The sequence below is a fragment of the Terrihalobacillus insolitus genome, from assembly GCF_028416575.1.
GTDB classification, from domain to species: Bacteria; Bacillota; Bacilli; order Bacillales; family Amphibacillaceae; genus Terrihalobacillus; species Terrihalobacillus insolitus.
Genome location: NZ_JAMQKB010000009.1, coordinates 84912 through 102120, shown reverse-complemented (window position 1 = coordinate 102120; position 17209 = coordinate 84912). Strand labels below are relative to the sequence as shown.

Sequence of the window (17209 nt, the reverse complement as noted above, 5' to 3'; positions counted from 1 at the left end):
GTCACTTTTGCTACACAGTCTATTGGTTTAAATCGATCGATTTTCCTTTAACTAAATATAAAATATCTTCACCAATATTCGTGATATGATCTGCGAAGCGCTCAATGTAACGAGCGCTGAAAGCCATCTGCATAATGTGTTGGATTTTTTGTGGGTTTGTAGCTGTTTCTTCTAGCATTTCACGAACAACCTCACCGTACATGTTGTCGACCTTGTCATCCAGTTCTGCAAGTTTCTTTGCCATTGTAATGTCTTCATTTTCAAATGCTTTTTTTGCTACGTCTGACATTTTTAAAGCAATTTCTTTCATATCCTCTATTACTGGGTGAACCGTTAGCCCATGGTCTTCTCCAAGGTGAATCGTTGCTTTTGCAATATTTTTTGCGTTATCCCCCATTCTCTCTAAGTCGGATGAGATTCGTAAAGCAACAATTAATCGCCTTAAATCAGTCGCAACAGGTTGCTGTTTGGCAATTAATAATATGGCCTCTTCATTAATCTCCATTTCTTTCCTATCCACATCAACGTCATCTTCAATTATTTTATGAGCAAGCTCGATGTCCGAAGCATACAATGCATGAACTGCTTGCTGTAATGCTCTTTCGGTTTCTTCGGCAAGCTCAATAATCAATCCTGTTACTTTTTTCAATTCGACATGAAACTGTTCTCTAGCAACCATCACAATCCCCTCCCATTTTTTATCCAAACCGGCCAGTGATATAATCTTCTGTTCTTTTATCGCTTGGATTTGAAAAAAGTTGATTTGTATCAGAAAACTCTACAACTTCTCCGTTTAAGAAAAACGCTGTTTTATCTGAAATTCTTGCTGCTTGTTGCATATTATGAGTGACAATGACAATCGTATATTTTTCTTTGAGTTTTGTGATTAACTCTTCTATTTTCAGAGTAGAAATTGGGTCTAATGCTGACGTTGGCTCATCCATTAGAACAACTTCTGGTTTGGTAGCTAATGCGCGTGCGATACAGAGTCTTTGTTGTTGGCCACCTGATAATCCAAGTGCTGCACTTTGTAGTCGATCCTTCACTTCATCCCATAAAGCTACATCTTTAAGAGATTCCTCCACAATTTCATCTAGTTGTTTCTTTTTTTTAATCCCATGTATTCGAGGTCCATACGCAACATTATCATAAATCGATTGCGGAAATGGGTTTCCTTTTTGAAAGATCATCCCGATTTGTTTTCTCAATTCCACAAGGTCAATTTTTTTATTTAAAATATTCTTATCGTTATAATTAATCTCACCAGACATATGAACGTTTGGGATCATATTAACCATTAGGTTTAATGTTTTAACAAATGTGGATTTCCCACATCCAGATGGTCCTATGATAGCTGTAACCTCATTTTTATACATAGAGAAATTAAGATTAATCAATGCGTGGAAACTACCGTACCATAAATTTAAATCTTTCACATCAAACACGGACTTGTTTGCTGTTGTCGTTTGCATGTGTTTGTGAACCCCCTATCCAAATCTACCTGAAATGTAGTCTTCTGTTTTTTGCTGGGAAGGATTGGTGAAAATAGTTTCCGTACGGTCATACTCTACAACATCTCCATTTAAGAAAAATGCTGTTTTATCCGATATTCGAGAAGCTTGTTGCATGTTATGCGTCACAATAACGATCGAAAATTCATCTTTTAATTGCAAAATTAATTCTTCTATTTTTGCATTGGATATTGGATCTAAAGCAGAGGATGGTTCATCCAATAACAGAACATTCGGTTTCATCGCTAACGTCCTTGCAATACATAATCTTTGCTGCTGTCCACCTGATAATGAAAAAGCGGATTCATGCAAACGATCCTTGACTTCATCCCAAAGTGCCGATTTCTTTAAGCTTTCCTCAACGATTTCGTCTACAACTTTCTTTTTTTGAATACCATAGAATTTTAAAGCATGTGCAATGTTGTTATAGATGGACTTTGGAAATGGATTTGGCTTTTGAAATACCATACCAATTTCTTTCCTTAGTGCTACTACGTTAATATTCTTATTCAAAATATTAACATCTTCATACATTATTTCACCTTCACTTCTGGCAATCGGAATGAGATCATTCATTCTGTTTATGCTTCTTAAAAATGTTGACTTACCGCAGCCAGAAGGGCCGATTAAAGCAGTTACTTTGTTTTTGTCGATGTCAAAGGTAGCATGCTTTACAGCTTGATTACTCCCATAAAATATACTTAGGTTGCTTACTTTCAGAATAGTATCTGTTTCTTTTTTCGGTATTGATTGTTTCTGCTCACTAGTAGCAATTGGCGTTTTCATATCATCACCTAACCCCTCTATTTGCTAGCAGTTATCTTTTTATGAATGGTACTTCCCAACCATCTAGCTAACAAATTAAATAATAGAACCGAAAGAACAAGAACGGCCGAAGCACCATTGGCCACCTCTTCAACATCAGGGATAATCCCTTGTGTGTTTATTTCCCAAATATGAACAGAAAGCGTCTCAGCAGGTCTAAAAATATTTAACGGAGAAGTTTCAGAAAATGGATTCCAGTTCATGTAATTTAGTTTTGGAGTGGATAAACCAGCTGTGAATAACAATGCAGCTGCCTCACCAAACACACGTCCTGAAGCAAGTATTGCACCAGTTAAAATACCTGGAAAAGCAGCAGGAATTAATACCGTTTTAATTGTGTGCCAATGTGTAATGCCAAGTGCTAAACTTGCTTCCTTTTGTTCGGATGGAACGGAGCGTACTGCATCCTCACTGACTCTGACCATGACGGGTATGTTAAATATTGTTAAAGCTAATGCTCCACCTATAATGGTGTATCCCCAGCCAATTGTGTTAACAAATATGAGTAGTCCAAACATTCCTACAACGATAGAAGGTAAAGAGGCAAGCATTTCTATGCAGGAACGAATAAAATGAGTGATTTTACCTGGTTGAGCATATTCTGCCATGTAGATACCACCGAGAACACCAAGTGGCACCGTAATCAGCATTGTAATAAACAGTATATAGAACGAATTAAATAGTTGATCCCTAATCCCCCCACCTGCTTGTACCGTACTCGACGGGGAAGTTAAGAAGCTCCATGAAATATTAGGTATACCCTTTGCTAAAATATATGAAAAAAGGCCAACTAATAATACGACAATGATCGTCGCTAACCCAATCAACACACCAGTGGCAATCCTGTCTGCAACCCTACTATTCATTATATTCTCCTCCTAGATGACAAATACCGAATGATTAAAATGAAGACAAAGGAAATAATTAATAGAATGAGTCCCATTGACCACAGTGTATTGTTTTCTACACTCCCATAGGTTGTATATCCCATATTTAAGGTAATGATGGAAGTTAGTGTTGCTGATGTATCAAGTATACTAGATGGTATAGCTCGGGAATTTCCAATTACCATTTGAACCGCTAGCGCTTCACCGAATGCTCTTGCCATACCCAAAACAATGGCAGTCAAAAGTGATGGTAATGCTGCAGGAACAAGTACCTTTCTAATTGTCTGCCACCTTGTGGCACCTAGTGCATAAGAACCCTCTCGCAAATTTCTAGGCAAAGTCCCCATCGCATCTGTAGCAATCGTTGTGATCGTAGGCAAGATCATAACAGAAAGAACAATTGTCCCAGCAAGTAAACTATACCCTATTCCATCGAATTGATTTCTTATAAAAGGCACTAATACTGTTAGTCCAATAAATCCATAAACGACAGATGGAATACCAACTAGTAATTCAATAACAGGCTGTAGTATTTTTCTTCCCCAAGCAGGTGCAATCTCTGTCATGAATATAGCCGCACCTATTCCAATTGGCGCTGCGATCAAAGCGGATAGCAATGTAACAGCTAATGAGCCATAGATAAAAGGGAATGCTCCAAATTTTGGATTACCTTCATCTGTTGGATTCCAGTCTGTACTCGTTAAAAATTCAATTGGACTTACACCGTTAACTAAAAACGCCTGTAATCCTTTTGTTGCCAAAAAGACAGTGATCGCCACAGTTGCGGTGATCATAATAATGGCAGATAATGTAACAATCATTTTGCCCCTTAGTTCACCGTTGGATTTATTTTTGTTTGACTTCACTAATCTTTCTCTGGCAGAAGTTGTTGTATTTTCCATTTCAATCCGCACTCCTTAAAACTGAGCTCTATTCCTTTATTATTACAGTATTACTATAAGACTTGTTATCGGTTAAGAAAATCCTCTATCGATGTGATATAACGTTTATTGGCGTGTTGAACATCCTCTATATAGAAGTAACAAGAGGGTAAATGTATAGCATGTAAACATTTACCCTGAAAAATTATTTGTTTTTTAAAAATTTACTTGTCGGTTTGATTTCCCTCTTCATCACGTTCTACTTGCATTTTTGTAGCCGCAATGTATCCTTGTTCGGAAACCAGTCCTTCCTGTATTTCATCACTCATTAAATAGTCTAGGAATTGTTTCGCTAACCCAGTTGGTTCCCCTTTCGTATAAGAGTGCTCGTATGCCCAAATTGGGAATGCTCCACTTTGTACATTTTCATCTGTTGCCTTGACACCATCAATCGCTATAGGGGTTACGGAATCGTCTGTGAAGTATGAAAATGCTAGATAACCGATAGCGCCCGGTGTTTCACCTATAATCTTTTTAACAGTGTTAGAGGAATCCTGTGTTATCCCCTCTGCTGGAGTTGCACCGTCTAAACCGAAATTAACGAAAGTTGCTCGGGTACCAGAAGAATCAGGTCTGTTTACTAATGTAATTTCTTGATCAGCACCACCAACTTCACTCCAGTTTGTGATTTCACCAGTAAATACTTTTATTAAATCTTCTTTACTCAAATTGTCAATTCCGACTTCGGGATTGACCGCAGCAGTAATTCCAACTACTGCAACCTTATGATCAACTAATTCATCTGCTGGAATACCGTCTTTTTCTTCTGCAAACACATCTGAGTTTCCAATATCAACAGAGCCTTCAGAAACCTGACTTAGTCCTGTTCCAGAACCACCAGCATTCACTTGAATGTCGGCTCCAGGGTTTTCATTTGTAAATTGTTCTGCAGCTGCTGCCGCAAGGGGTTGCATTGCACTAGAACCTGATATTACGATGGAACCAGAAACACTATCTTCAGAGTCGCTGTTTTCTTGTCCATCGTTATTTTCTTCTCCAGAACCACATGCTGCTAATACTCCAATAGATAATAAAAATAGAGCTGCAAGGATAAATTGTTTCATTTTCTTCATGTTTTTTCCCCCTACAAATTATAATTTCGAAAAGTCAACTTAACCAACCTTCCCTAACATCATAACGTACTAGTTTTAACTTATAGTTAAGTCAATGTTAAGAAAGTGTAAATTTCGACAAAAACTCCTTATGAATTCACTTGACTTTACTATTTAAATTGTTCAAGCAAGACAGATTTATACTCAACCACCTTACATAAAAAAAGCCCTAGTGAATGAACTTCACTAAGGGTACTCCTATATTACTCACTCTCACTATTCTCTTCTTTGCTTGCCGTTTCATCACCAGTTTCTTCGTTCTGTTCTTGTTCTTGTAAGTTCATATTTACGCCATTTTCATCTCGTTCCGCTTTAAGGTTAAAATAAGCGTCCAATATTCCTCTGCCTATTTTATGATTAATAGGGTATTGTCCTGAAATGGCACCAGTATTAGGGACAACTACAGCAAAAGCAACTTCTGGATTATCGTATGGGGCATATCCGACTAGTGTTAGGTTTTCTGTATTATACTTTTTCCCATCCACATACACCTCGTTTTCAGCTGTTCCCGTTTTTCCAGCAGGATCGTACGGTGCATCATTAAAATAGCTATAAGCTGTGCCACCACTTTCTTGGTACACTTTATAGAACCCTTCCTGAACTCGGTCAATATAGGATTGATCCATATCGATTCGATTCATTACTTCTGGGTTATAGCTTTTTAGCACAGCGCCTAATTTATCATTGTAAACAGTTGGCTTTCGTACTTCTTTTACGAGGCGTGGTCGAATGCGATACCCATCATTTGCTATCGTTGATATATATTGTGCCAACTGCATCGTTGTATAGGTGTCGTATTGTCCAATGGCAAAGTCCAACAGATTACCAGCTGCAGGATTACTTCCTTTGTAGCCAGTGCTCTCATACGGGTAGTCAATCCCTGTTTCTACTCCTAACCCAAATTGACTAAAATAGTTTCGTATTTCCTGAAACGAATCTGGATTATAGGAAATCGATTTATTGTACTGATAATTGAATTCTCCCCCTAAGCGCATCGCAATGTAAAACATGTATACGTTAGAAGAGCGTTTTAGTGCATCGATGTCATTAACCGTACCAAGGGAACGGTACGAACTTTTCTCTGGTGTTCCTTTGATTTTGATCGGTCGGTCATAAAATTGTTGACCTGGTGTTATAACACCTGATTGAAGTCCAGATAATACAGTAGCTCCTTTTATCGCAGAACCCGGTCGATGTGCATCATATAGTACACGAAAAGAGTTATCTTCATATTCATTGGTTTCACGATTAAAGCGTTGACCAGAAAGGGCAAGGATTTCGCCTGTTTTTGGATTTAACATCGCCACTAATGCATCCTTCATAAATCGATTTTGATACGGATACATTTCAATTGCAGTCTGCAATTCTTCCTTTACAATTTTATCCACTTCTTGTTGGAGCTCTATATCAACAGATAAAACTAAATCGTTACCTTGTGTGCCCTTAAGTTTCACTTCTGAATCGACTACATTACCACTTTTATTTGTTGTGTATTGGATCTGTTCCTTCATGCCACGAAGTACATTTTCATATTGATTTTCCAGCCCAGTGTCACCAATACGATCGCTCCTACTATAGCCGCGAGCAAGATAATAATCTGTGTTGTCACTCGGAATACCTTCCATTATACTCCCTATAAAGTTTTTAAAGGTAAAACCATATACTGGCTGACGTTTCCAGTCTGCAGGCACGTCTATGCCTGGTAATTCATTAAGATGTTCCGCTACTTTAGCGTATTCCTCTGCCGTTACATCTGTATTTTTTACAATATAAGGTGCTAATTCATAGGCTCGATCAAGTTGTTTTTTAATTGCGATGACTTCTAGCAAATCTTCGTTATCATCAAGATAACGAATATCTGACTGTGTAATTTTGTCTAAGGTCGCTTGGTACTGCTCAGCAATTTCTAACTCTTTTTCTTCTGCTGTAAGCCTACTGTTTGCTTCATCCTGATTTAGAACGTACCAGTACTCTTTTTTATCTCTTTCTGTCACCTTATCTTCTGGATTCTTTATGTCGATCAGCTCTGCTAACCGTTCAGCAATCGTTACTTTTTCTTCCGCAGATGCACCACCCTTTGGCGGCGTATACGTGATTGCCCTAGTTGCTTCGTTCTTTAGTACCAATCTCCCAAAACGATCGTACATTTCTCCCCTTGGTACAGGGTTATAGGTAGTTTGATTTTCTGTTGCATTAATTTTATCCTGTGCATCTTCTCCAAACAAAATTTGAACTACACCTAGTTGGATGATAAGTGTAGAAAAAAGCAAAAATACGATAAAAAATAAAATATTTAAGCGAAAGGGAAGCTGCTGAAATTTCTTTTTTTTCTTCTTTCCCATGTCATCACCTTTTTCTCACAAACTTCCCTTCATTATAACATGGATTCGTTATTCACCTCTATACCTTGTTATCGATTTTCTTCATCCACCAATTCATTTTTCACAAAAACATTCTGCTTCTGTTTCTGTTTGGAATGTTCTTTTTTTGGTTCAAGGTTTATATCTTTTACGAAGAAGTAAATAATGAAATGACCTGCACCAAAAATCATGAGCAAATACGGAATAATTGTTTCAGCTGAAAAGATAGAAATTGCAATCAAAAAGATTCCTATTGAAAACACACGCCCTACATTCAAAAATAATTCTCTCACGACGATATATTCAATTCTCATCTCTCCAGCCTTCCACGCCTTTCCGATCACATCAAAGGACATAGAAAAATATGGTACGTATAAAATGGGATACGATATCCCAATTAAAGCTGCATAGATAAGTAATGTTGGATAACTCATATGAATTAAAATAAGATAGATCGACAAATAAAGAGAGAGTCCTCCAACAAAAATGGAGCCTTTTCTCATATGTGGCTTAATAAACTTTGTTGCTAAGAGATAAAACAAAAAGGAAAAGCCTGAGAAAATCAAATTGAATGTACCAAGGGCAAATTCACTTTGGGTCGTAACAAACACCCAAACGGAGATTACAAAAACAAATATCCCTTCTCTTAACCCTTGAAAGGTATGAGCATAAAGGATTCGTTTCCAATTAGCGTTATGTTTCCGCTCTGTTATAATACGCCTGTATGAAAAGACTCCCTCTGCTGATCTTCTTTTTAAAAACATCGTACAAATAACTGCTAAAACAAAAAGGCTAAAAGAAATACTAAATATAATGGTATATCCTTGAAAACTGTCCATTCTTGAAATAATATACCCTGCAAGGATTGGACCAATCATTCCACCAAATGATTGGAGCAAGCCAAGAAATCCGTTAAAAAAATCTCTTGTTTCTGGTTCCGTTACTTCAAATGTAAGTACATTATAAGCCAACCAATAAAATCCGTACCCAATTCCTAACAAAGCACCAAGTAACACATTGTAAGTTGCAGCCTTTTCACCAGCAAGTAAGACTGTCATAAAAAATAGGGATAAGAAAATCACCCCTAATCGTAATACAATCACTCTGTCTACTTTCTTTGCCCATCTTCCCGCTAAAATAAAGGTTAAAGGCTGCATGATATAAACAGCTATGTTATATGCGGCCAACGAAACATACTCACCAGATTGCTTCCATAAATAGATGTTAACAAATGTGTTCGACAAAAATATACCAAGTGAATATAATCCACCTATTGTTAATAGCAATTTTAGATCTCGATCTATTTCAATATCACCTAATAACGCAGCTAATTTTTTCATATTTCCCGTCTCCTTTTCTACCCTTTATTGTTTTCAAAAGGTAGTGGAGATATTCATTAAAAGGATGTTCTAAATTCCACATTATGTATTGCTGCGTAGACATCAAAAGACCCAAGTGTCTAATCAACACTTGGGTCTGAATTCGTAATTTTTATTTTGCAGCCTCATAACGCTTTGCTACTTCATCCCAGTTTACAACATTCCAAAATGCCGCAATGTAATCTGGGCGTCTGTTTTGGTAATTAAGGTAATAAGCATGCTCCCATACATCTAAACCAAGAATTGGCGTTTTACCTTCCATTACTGGTGTATCTTGATTTGGTGTGCTCGTCACTTCAAGTTCACCATTGTTCACAATTAACCATGCCCAACCAGAACCAAAGCGGCCTGCTGCAGCACTCGCGAACGTTTCTTTAAAAGAATCAAGGCTTCCGAATTTGTCGTTAATTTTTGAAGCTAATTCACCTGATGGCTCGCCACCACCGTTTGGTGAAAGCACTGTCCAGAAAAGGCTGTGATTGGCATGTCCGCCACCGTTATTTCTAACAGCTGTACGAATGTCTTCTGGAACATCGTTTAGGTTACCAAGTAGATCCTCTAGAGATTTGTTTTGTAAATCACTATGTCCTTCCAAAGCACCATTTAGCTTTGTTACATACGTATTGTGGTGTTTCGTGTGGTGAATATTCATGGTCTCCTTATCAATATGAGGCTCAAGCGCATCATACGCATAAGGTAATTCTGGTAATTCAAATTTTGCCATTTACAATTCCTCCTTTTTAAATATGTAAAAAAGAAAAACATTAGGAATGTTTATCCTTTTAATGTAAGATTATCAAAGCAATCGTATATCTGCAAACTATATGCATTAAGAAAACAAAAAAAATAAGCACAACATATGCTTATCCATAAATGGTGGCTCGGGACGGAATCGAACCGCCGACACACGGATTTTCAGTCCGTTGCTCTACCGACTGAGCTACCGAGCCTTATTTAGAAATTAGAGTTTATTTAGGTCTCGCTCATTATCTTGTTTCGAAGCTTATTCGATGATGCTTTGTGCTCTTTAAATTATGTATGGCGGAGGAGGAGGGATTCGAACCCCCGCGAGCCGTGAAGCTCCTGGCGGTTTTCAAGACCGCTCCCTTCAGCCAGACTTGGGTACTCCTCCGCAAAAAAAATATGGTGGACCCTGCAGGACTCGAACCTGCGACCGATCGGTTATGAGCCGATAGCTCTAACCAGCTGAGCTAAGGGTCCGTTTAAGACATGTTTTTCATATTCAATGGGGCGACCGGTGGGGATCGAACCCACGTATGCCGGAACCACAATCCGGTGCGTTAACCACTTCGCCACGACCGCCATCACCTAATAAATTGGTAGCGGTGGAGGGGATCGAACCCACGACCTCACGGGTATGAACCGTACGCTCTCGCCAGCTGAGCTACACCGCCATATGGCTCCACAGGTAGGATTCGAACCTACGACCGATCGGTTAACAGCCGATTGCTCTACCACTGAGCTACTGTGGAATAATAAGTTAGTGAATATGTACTTATAAACCAATCTATGCATGTCCCTATTATTTAGCGACAGAATATAATATATCACAACCAACACACACCGTCAATACTTTTTTTAATTCTAATTTGAAAGCAACAAAATTAATATAGCACATCCCCACCACCCATTCAAGACATTTTTCTGTAATAATCAAATTAATGAAAGAGGATGTATAAAAAGGTCGCTTTCAACTCCCTTTTTATACATGGTATGATGTCTCTATTAGTGCGTGTTCAAAAAATCGGCAAATTAGAAGCAAGCAGGTCGAGGCAGCGTAGTTTTGAGTAGCGGAATGTATGGTTTCAGATACATGAGCAACGGAAAAACAAGCCATTTAAGGAATACAGGCTAAGACCGCCACGTCCTGTGGCAACGCCTGTATGACCCACATCGTGTGGCCCCGAGATGCGCCGCTTATCATTTGGTGACTTTTTGAACATCCTCTATTATCGTGGAATTTTCTTATTCGCCTAATACTTCTTCCGCGATATTAACCGCGTGATCTCCAACACGTTCTAGATTACTAATGATATCTACAAAAACAATACCTGCTGGACCAGTGCACAGACCTTCATTCAAACGAATAATGTGTTTTTTTCGAAATGCTCGCTCCATCTGGTCTATTTTATCTTCTTTTTGCATAACCGCTAAGGCTGCCTCCCTATCCATACTCTCAAGTGACTTCAATGCCTGTTTTACGGTAATAATCGTTAAATCAAACATTTCATTTAGATCGTCTTGTGCTTGTTCTGTGATCAGCACCTTGTTTGAAATTTTGTAATCAATAAGTTCTACTATATTTTCAAAATGATCGCCAATTCGCTCAATATCCCTTACTGAATCCATTAATGCGGAGTGTTTTGTACTCTCTGCGTCGGAAAAAGAGGTACCCGACAGTTCCACTAAATAATCCGTGATTTTTCGATCCAAATTGTTTAACGCACCTTCGATTTGTAATGCGACATCCGCGTGCTTTCTTTGGTTGTTATTCAAATATAAACTTGTTTCTTCAAGCCCCTTGGTTGCATACTCTCCCATACGAATAACTTCTTCTTTTGCTTGATCTAGTGCAACCGATGGGGATTGTTGTATAAATATAGGATCTAGATGCATTGGCTTGTATTCTACAATAGAATCTTCACCTGGAATTAGCTTGGTGACGATCAGAGCCAAACCTGCAATAAATGGAAGTTGGACAACCGTATTGGTTACGTTAAAAATCCCATGCGCAAAAGCAATCGTCATTTTATCACTTAGACCTAGTTCCGTCTGTAAATACCCAATAAATGCAGTATATAACCCTAAGAAAAGTAAAAAAACTGTAGAACCCACAACATTAAATATAACATGTGTTAATGCAGCTCTTTTTGCTGCCACACTTGCACCGATAGCTGCTAATACTGCAGTAATCGTTGTACCGATATTATCTCCAAACAGAACTGGTAAGGCAGCATTTATATCTATAGCCCCTTGTTCAAACAAACTTTGAAGAATCCCAATTGTGGCACTTGAGCTTTGAACTACAACGGTGAATATTGTTCCAACCACAACACCAAGAACTGGATTGTCACTCATACTTACCGTTAAATCTTGAAAAGATTCAACATATCGTAACGGCTTCATCCCGCTTCCCATCAGTTCTAGACCATAAAAAAGGGATCCGAAACCAAAAAGGGTTTGTCCAATATTCGTTATTCTATTATTTTTAAAGAAGAAAAGTAAGAGTGCACCAACTGCTAAGATTGGCAAGGCATATGCCTGAATATCAATACCAATAATAAATGCAGTAACAGTTGTTCCGATATTGGCTCCCATAATGACGCCGATTGCTTGTCTAAGTGTCATAAACCCAGCATTCACCAAACCGACAGTCAGAACAGTCGTACCAGAACTACTTTGTATTAAGATGGTGACAAGGAGGCCTGCAAAAACGCCCATAATTGGGTTACTTGTAAAGCGGTCAAGTATATCTTTAAGACGATCTCCAGCAGACTTTTGCAGCCCTTCACCCATGTACTTAATACCCAATAGGAAAATACCCAGACCGCCGATAAACTCAAATAACATTTCTTGAACATTGTATTCCAATGGTTTTCATCCCTTCTTAGAAAGCTAAACAGCAAATATAAGTCATAAACTCCTGTTTCATTATTAATGAAAGCTGAAGGTTTTGTAAAGTTTTTTCGACACTTTTTTATAAAATTTTCATTATGTTCATTTCGTTCGTACCATCATTATGATTGCTCTGCTAAAATCAGTCAGATATGATAGAGAAAAAGAAAATAATGAGGAGTAACCATTTATGTCTATTTGGAAGCAATTTGGAATTAGCTTTTATCAAATAAAAAAAATTGCTGCATTTCGTATTTTAAAGATAAGTAAAGCAATAGTATATCTCTTTTTTTTAACACTGTTTCTTATGATACCCGTTTTAGTAAATGCGTTCATAAATGATCCGATAATAGATTCCAATCTGATTTCTAATTCAATCGATACTTACGGCTTTTCAAAGTATGTGCTAACAATTGTTACTATACCCTTTATTTACCTAACTATAACAGGTTTAATATTTATCTTTGTTAGCTTTCTCGCTGGATGCGGATTGTTACTTGCTAAAACTTTAAAGAAGAGGGTAGATTACAAACAGGTTTGGGTTATTTCTTCCTACGCCATTACTACACCAACGCTTTCTTTATCGGTAATAGAATTACTTTTTCCTGCTTTACCTTTTACAAAATGGGGCTTACTCATTTTATCTTTACTTTTTTTGCTTGGCGCCATACGTTATTTGCCAAAGTCACAAAAATAAGATGCTTGAAAACAACAAGCATCTTTACCCTTTTTTATTCCTCTTTATTTGACACGACTATTTTTGTTCCATCTACGTGGGTGATCGTAACTGGTGTGTTTTTTGGGATCCATTTACCATTAGAAAGTGCACTATATTCCTCATTTTCTACTTTAATTAAAAAGGATTATTTCACTTTTTGTACAATAGTATTAAGAGAGAACTTCATTTTATAAAGATATGGAAAACGGAAACTAGTAAAAAAGAGGATGATATTCCGTGTTTTTAAGAAAAACTTTCATTGCTATCCTTGTATTGTTTTTTATTGTCAGTATTTTCAAAGACCTAACTGTTGGAACAGTAGTCCCTGTCGAAAAGCAAGATAACCAAGAGGAAAAGGAAAACAATACTCAGAACAAACAAGAGGATCCAAAACAAACGAACCAAGAGAAAGATGAAAACGGAAAGAATTCTTATAAAATTGGCCGCAAAGAGGTTGAGGCAGGTGAAACTGTATTAAGTGTAATTGAACAAATCAACCAAAATGATATCCCTGTTCCGATTTCACAAATAATCATCGATTTTAAAAAGTTAAACCCAGGTGTTGATCCACAGCAGATTGAAGCAGGTCAACAATACCTATTCCCTGTTTATAAGAATGGATCATAGACAGTTTTTAACGTAAATCACTTCTCATTTAGATCATATGCATTTATAATAAGGGGTGGTATTTATTTTACTGTATGGTTCGCGAATAGTTAAAGGAGCGATTTATTTATGGCATTTACGCATAGAAAAGAAACACGTCCTGTCAAAGTTGGAAATGTTATGGTTGGAGGCAAGAATGAGGTCGTCATACAATCGATGACGACAACAAAAACGCACGATGTTGATGCAACTGTTAATGAAATACTGCGATTAGAAGAAGCAGGCTGTCAAATTGTCCGCGTTGCTTGCCCAGATGAACGTGCAGCAAACGCCATTCCAGAAATTAAAAAGAGGATTAATATACCATTAGTGGTAGATATTCATTTTAATTATAAACTTGCCTTAAAAGCGATTGAAGGCGGAGCAGACAAAATTAGAATTAACCCTGGGAATATCGGTAAACGAGAAAAGGTAGAAGCAGTTGTGAATGCTGCTAAGAAAAAAAGGATCCCGATTCGAATTGGTGTTAATGCTGGTTCCTTAGAGCGTCATATTATTGAGAAGTATGGATATCCGACCGCTGACGGAATGGTTGAAAGTGCCTTACATCATATTCAAATTCTTGAAGATCTTGATTTCCATGATATCATTGTATCCTTAAAAGCATCCGATGTTCCGCTTGCAATTGAAGCATATGAAAAGGCTGCTGAAAAAATACCATATCCACTTCACTTGGGGATCACCGAGTCTGGTACATTGTTTGCTGGAACAGTAAAAAGTGCAGCTGGCCTTGGTGCAATCCTTAGTAAAGGAATCGGAAACACGATGCGTATTTCTCTTAGTGCTGACCCTGTTGAGGAAGTGAAAGTGGCAAGGGAATTATTGAAATCATTTGGTCTCGCATCCAATGCTGCAACATTGATATCCTGTCCAACATGCGGAAGAATTGAAATTGACTTAATTTCTATTGCCAACGAGGTTGAGGAATACATTTCCACCATCAAAGCACCCATTAAGGTTGCCGTTTTGGGTTGTGCAGTAAACGGACCAGGTGAGGCTAGAGAAGCTGATATTGGAATAGCAGGTGCACGTGGGGAAGGTTTATTATTCCGTCATGGTGAAATTATCCGCAAAGTTCCAGAAGATACAATGGTGGAAGAATTAAAAGTGGAAGTTGACAAAATAGCTGAGGAATATTTCGCCCAGAAAAAACGAGAAGAACAAGAAGCATAAAAAGAGCTGACCAATATTGGTCAGCTCTTTTTTTATGCTTGTTGTTCTTAGACAAATGGTCGAACAAACAGGCTTAGCACGATCGCAATTGCACCAGCAATGATTGCTGTGTTACCAAGCGTGTCCGCACCTCGATTTTTTGAAACAAAACCGAAAATGATACCAGCCGCCCCAAGAATTACTGGCATGACAAAAAATGAGAGTGCAGACAGAATAACCGCTAACCATCCCATCCCAGTATGCACGTTAGACTGCATCTTGGTTTCTTGTTCATCTGATTTGATTGGGCGGTCCACATCATCTGCTGTCATTTCCTGTCCTAGCTCTTCTTCATACCCACTTCTGTGATCAAGCGTATCATCAAAAGTGTTAGTGGACTGTGCACCTTGTTGTCGGTTTCTAATGGCAGGTACTTCATCACCATTTGGTGGAGATTCTTCGACATCATCAATGTTGTAGTTATGCTTGTCGTCCATACTTACCCCTCCTTTGATCAAAATCGAGGTGCTTTCCTAGTATATGGACAAATGATGTTATTAATAGTGGTACTTCTAACAAGTAAAGGAATCTTTTTTCAAAATAGGAAAATCAACTTTACACTATTTATGCTTTTCGCCATATATATAAAGTAGAAATCTTTAAAAATCTTGAGGTGTTTAAAATGAGTATGCTTCAACAAATAGTTAAAAAAAAATTAAAACAAGTTAGTAGTACTGAATTGTTAAGTTATAGTAAAGAATACAATATCGCCCTTACAAAGAAACAGGCCAAAGAAATTAGTGCTTACTTGAAACAAACCAAACTAGATCCATTCAATGAGAATGATCGAATGAAAATGTTTAAAAAGTTAGCAAAAATTACCGACATTCAAACAGCACAAAAGGCTCAAAAAATATTCCATAAACTAATTAAAGAATATGGGGTTGAATCTTGGTTTGATTAACTAAGATTCATTTGTATGCACTACTTCGGATAACATTAGAAAAGATGCCAGTATAAGGCATCTTTTTTGTCTCTTTTAGATATTGTCCAATTATTGGCTAATAATTTTTTCTTTTAAATCTGGCACAAACGTTTCACCATTTAACATATCTATTTCAAATTTGTATGGAGGTCTTTTGTTCTTTTTGTCTTCCCCCACATATGGGGTTTCTAAGATTTTTGGCAGTTCTTTCAATTGGTGATGGTGCACCACATACTGTAACGCTTCATATCCAATATGACCAAAACCAATATTCTCATGTCTATCCTTTGCGGCACCTTGTTCATTTTTACTATCATTTACATGGATCACCTTTAATCGATCAAGCCCAATGACCCGATCAAATTGATCCAGTACACCGTCAAAATTGTTTCTTATATCATAACCGGCATCATGGATATGGCATGTGTCCAAACAGATGGATAATTTATCATTATAGTGAACACCATCGATGATTTTTGCAAGTTCATCAAACGTTCTCCCTAATTCAGAACCTTTTCCAGCCATTGTTTCTAATGCGATTTGAACTTTTTGGTCAGAATGTAGCACTTCGTTTAATCCTTCGATAATTTTATCAATACCCTTGTCCACTCCTGCACCAACATGTGCACCAGGATGGAGTACGATTTGTTTTGCACCTAGTGCCTCAGTTCGCTCGATTTCACTGCGAAGGAAGGATACACCAAGTTCAAATGTTTCCGGTTTTGTCGTATTCCCAATATTGATTATATATGGAGCATGGACGACGATTTCAAGCATGTTGTGTGCGGCCATATGCTCTTTCCCTGCTTCGATATTTAATTCCTCTACCGGTTTTCTCCTAGTGTTTTGTGGTGCACCAGTATAAATCATAAAAACATTGGCGCCATAACTAGCTGCTTCTTCGCTTGAACCTAGCAGCATTTTTTTTCCACTCATGGATACGTGTGAACCAATTTTCACCACGTCTACACCTTCTTTCCCTTTGTCACTATATATCAGAGCTTAAAAAGTCTCCAAATTTGAGGCAAGCCAATTGA

At 37.7% G+C, this 17209-nt stretch carries 17 protein-coding genes and 6 tRNA genes; 4 read left to right on the top strand and 19 right to left on the bottom strand.

What is annotated here, in order from left to right; translation table 11 throughout:
- Positions 1-19: 19 nt before the first annotated feature.
- From phoU to NC797_RS10600, 16 genes are all read right to left on the bottom strand, one after another.
- Positions 20-679 carry a phosphate signaling complex protein PhoU gene (gene phoU / locus NC797_RS10675; protein ID WP_272436773.1) on the bottom strand — a complete coding sequence of 220 codons (660 nt, stop codon included), beginning with the start codon at positions 677-679 and terminating at the stop codon, positions 20-22.
- 19 nt (positions 680-698) lie between these two features.
- Positions 699-1472: a phosphate ABC transporter ATP-binding protein PstB gene (gene pstB / locus NC797_RS10670; RefSeq protein ID WP_272436772.1), complete on the bottom strand. Its 774-nt coding sequence runs from the start codon at positions 1470-1472 to the stop codon at positions 699-701.
- A 15-nt stretch (positions 1473-1487) separates the two neighbouring features.
- Entirely contained in the window at positions 1488-2234 is a 747-nt protein-coding gene (pstB, locus tag NC797_RS10665; RefSeq protein WP_417168706.1) for a phosphate ABC transporter ATP-binding protein PstB, read from the bottom strand.
- Between the two features lie 80 nt (positions 2235-2314).
- Positions 2315-3202 carry a phosphate ABC transporter permease PstA gene (gene pstA / locus NC797_RS10660; RefSeq protein WP_272436770.1) on the bottom strand — a complete coding sequence of 296 codons (888 nt, stop codon included), beginning with the start codon at positions 3200-3202 and terminating at the stop codon, positions 2315-2317.
- Positions 3202-4125 (bottom strand): phosphate ABC transporter permease subunit PstC, encoded by a 924-nt coding sequence (gene pstC / locus NC797_RS10655; RefSeq protein ID WP_272436769.1) that lies wholly within the window; start codon positions 4123-4125, stop codon positions 3202-3204. The genes pstA and pstC overlap by 1 nt, the downstream gene beginning before the upstream one ends.
- Before the next feature lie 203 nt (positions 4126-4328).
- Positions 4329-5237: a phosphate ABC transporter substrate-binding protein gene (locus tag NC797_RS10650; RefSeq protein WP_272436768.1), complete on the bottom strand. Its 909-nt coding sequence runs from the start codon at positions 5235-5237 to the stop codon at positions 4329-4331.
- Between the two features lie 242 nt (positions 5238-5479).
- Positions 5480-7618, bottom strand: coding sequence for a peptidoglycan D,D-transpeptidase FtsI family protein (locus tag NC797_RS10645; protein WP_272436767.1), 2139 nt, complete (start codon positions 7616-7618; stop codon positions 5480-5482).
- Positions 7619-7686: 68 nt separating this feature from the next.
- Complete coding sequence (locus NC797_RS10640; protein ID WP_272436766.1) at positions 7687-8976, bottom strand: MFS transporter; 1290 nt, start codon at positions 8974-8976, stop codon at positions 7687-7689.
- A gap of 151 nt (positions 8977-9127) precedes the next feature.
- Positions 9128-9739: a superoxide dismutase SodA gene (gene sodA / locus NC797_RS10635; RefSeq protein ID WP_272436765.1), complete on the bottom strand. Its 612-nt coding sequence runs from the start codon at positions 9737-9739 to the stop codon at positions 9128-9130.
- Between the two features lie 150 nt (positions 9740-9889).
- Positions 9890-9965, bottom strand: a tRNA-Phe gene (locus tag NC797_RS10630).
- A gap of 89 nt (positions 9966-10054) precedes the next feature.
- A tRNA-Ser gene (locus tag NC797_RS10625) sits at positions 10055-10147 on the bottom strand.
- A 12-nt stretch (positions 10148-10159) separates the two neighbouring features.
- A tRNA-Ile gene (locus NC797_RS10620) sits at positions 10160-10236 on the bottom strand.
- A 26-nt stretch (positions 10237-10262) separates the two neighbouring features.
- Positions 10263-10338: transfer RNA gene (locus NC797_RS10615), tRNA-His, on the bottom strand.
- Between the two features lie 15 nt (positions 10339-10353).
- Positions 10354-10430 (bottom strand) — tRNA-Met (locus tag NC797_RS10610).
- A gap of 3 nt (positions 10431-10433) precedes the next feature.
- Positions 10434-10508, bottom strand: a tRNA-Asn gene (locus NC797_RS10605).
- Between the two features lie 493 nt (positions 10509-11001).
- Positions 11002-12627 carry a Na/Pi cotransporter family protein gene (locus NC797_RS10600; RefSeq protein WP_272436764.1) on the bottom strand — a complete coding sequence of 542 codons (1626 nt, stop codon included), beginning with the start codon at positions 12625-12627 and terminating at the stop codon, positions 11002-11004.
- Between the two features lie 214 nt (positions 12628-12841).
- On the opposite strand from NC797_RS10600, the gene NC797_RS10595 reads away from it, so the two are divergent.
- Positions 12842-13348, top strand: coding sequence for a DUF1189 family protein (locus tag NC797_RS10595; protein ID WP_272436763.1), 507 nt, complete (start codon positions 12842-12844; stop codon positions 13346-13348).
- 34 nt (positions 13349-13382) lie between these two features.
- On the opposite strand, the gene NC797_RS18365 is transcribed toward NC797_RS10595, so the two are convergent.
- Positions 13383-13505, bottom strand: coding sequence for an NfeD family protein (locus NC797_RS18365; RefSeq protein ID WP_334313189.1), 123 nt, complete (start codon positions 13503-13505; stop codon positions 13383-13385).
- A 101-nt stretch (positions 13506-13606) separates the two neighbouring features.
- Here NC797_RS18365 and NC797_RS10590 point away from each other — a divergent pair, with 101 nt between their 5' ends.
- Positions 13607-13996, top strand: coding sequence for a hypothetical protein (locus NC797_RS10590; protein ID WP_272436762.1), 390 nt, complete (start codon positions 13607-13609; stop codon positions 13994-13996).
- 108 nt (positions 13997-14104) lie between these two features.
- Positions 14105-15208, top strand: coding sequence for a flavodoxin-dependent (E)-4-hydroxy-3-methylbut-2-enyl-diphosphate synthase (gene ispG, locus NC797_RS10585; RefSeq protein ID WP_272436761.1), 1104 nt, complete (start codon positions 14105-14107; stop codon positions 15206-15208).
- Positions 15209-15255: 47 nt separating this feature from the next.
- On the opposite strand, the gene NC797_RS10580 is transcribed toward ispG, so the two are convergent.
- Entirely contained in the window at positions 15256-15684 is a 429-nt protein-coding gene (locus NC797_RS10580) for a hypothetical protein (protein ID WP_272436760.1), read from the bottom strand.
- 185 nt (positions 15685-15869) lie between these two features.
- On the opposite strand from NC797_RS10580, the gene NC797_RS10575 reads away from it, so the two are divergent.
- Entirely contained in the window at positions 15870-16151 is a 282-nt protein-coding gene (locus tag NC797_RS10575) for a DUF2624 domain-containing protein (protein WP_272436759.1), read from the top strand.
- 90 nt (positions 16152-16241) lie between these two features.
- Here the strand turns inward: NC797_RS10575 and NC797_RS10570 are convergent, their stop codons facing one another.
- A complete protein-coding gene (locus tag NC797_RS10570) occupies positions 16242-17135 on the bottom strand; it encodes a deoxyribonuclease IV (protein ID WP_272436758.1) in 894 nt (297 codons plus the stop codon).
- Between the last annotated feature and the right edge of the window lie 74 nt (positions 17136-17209).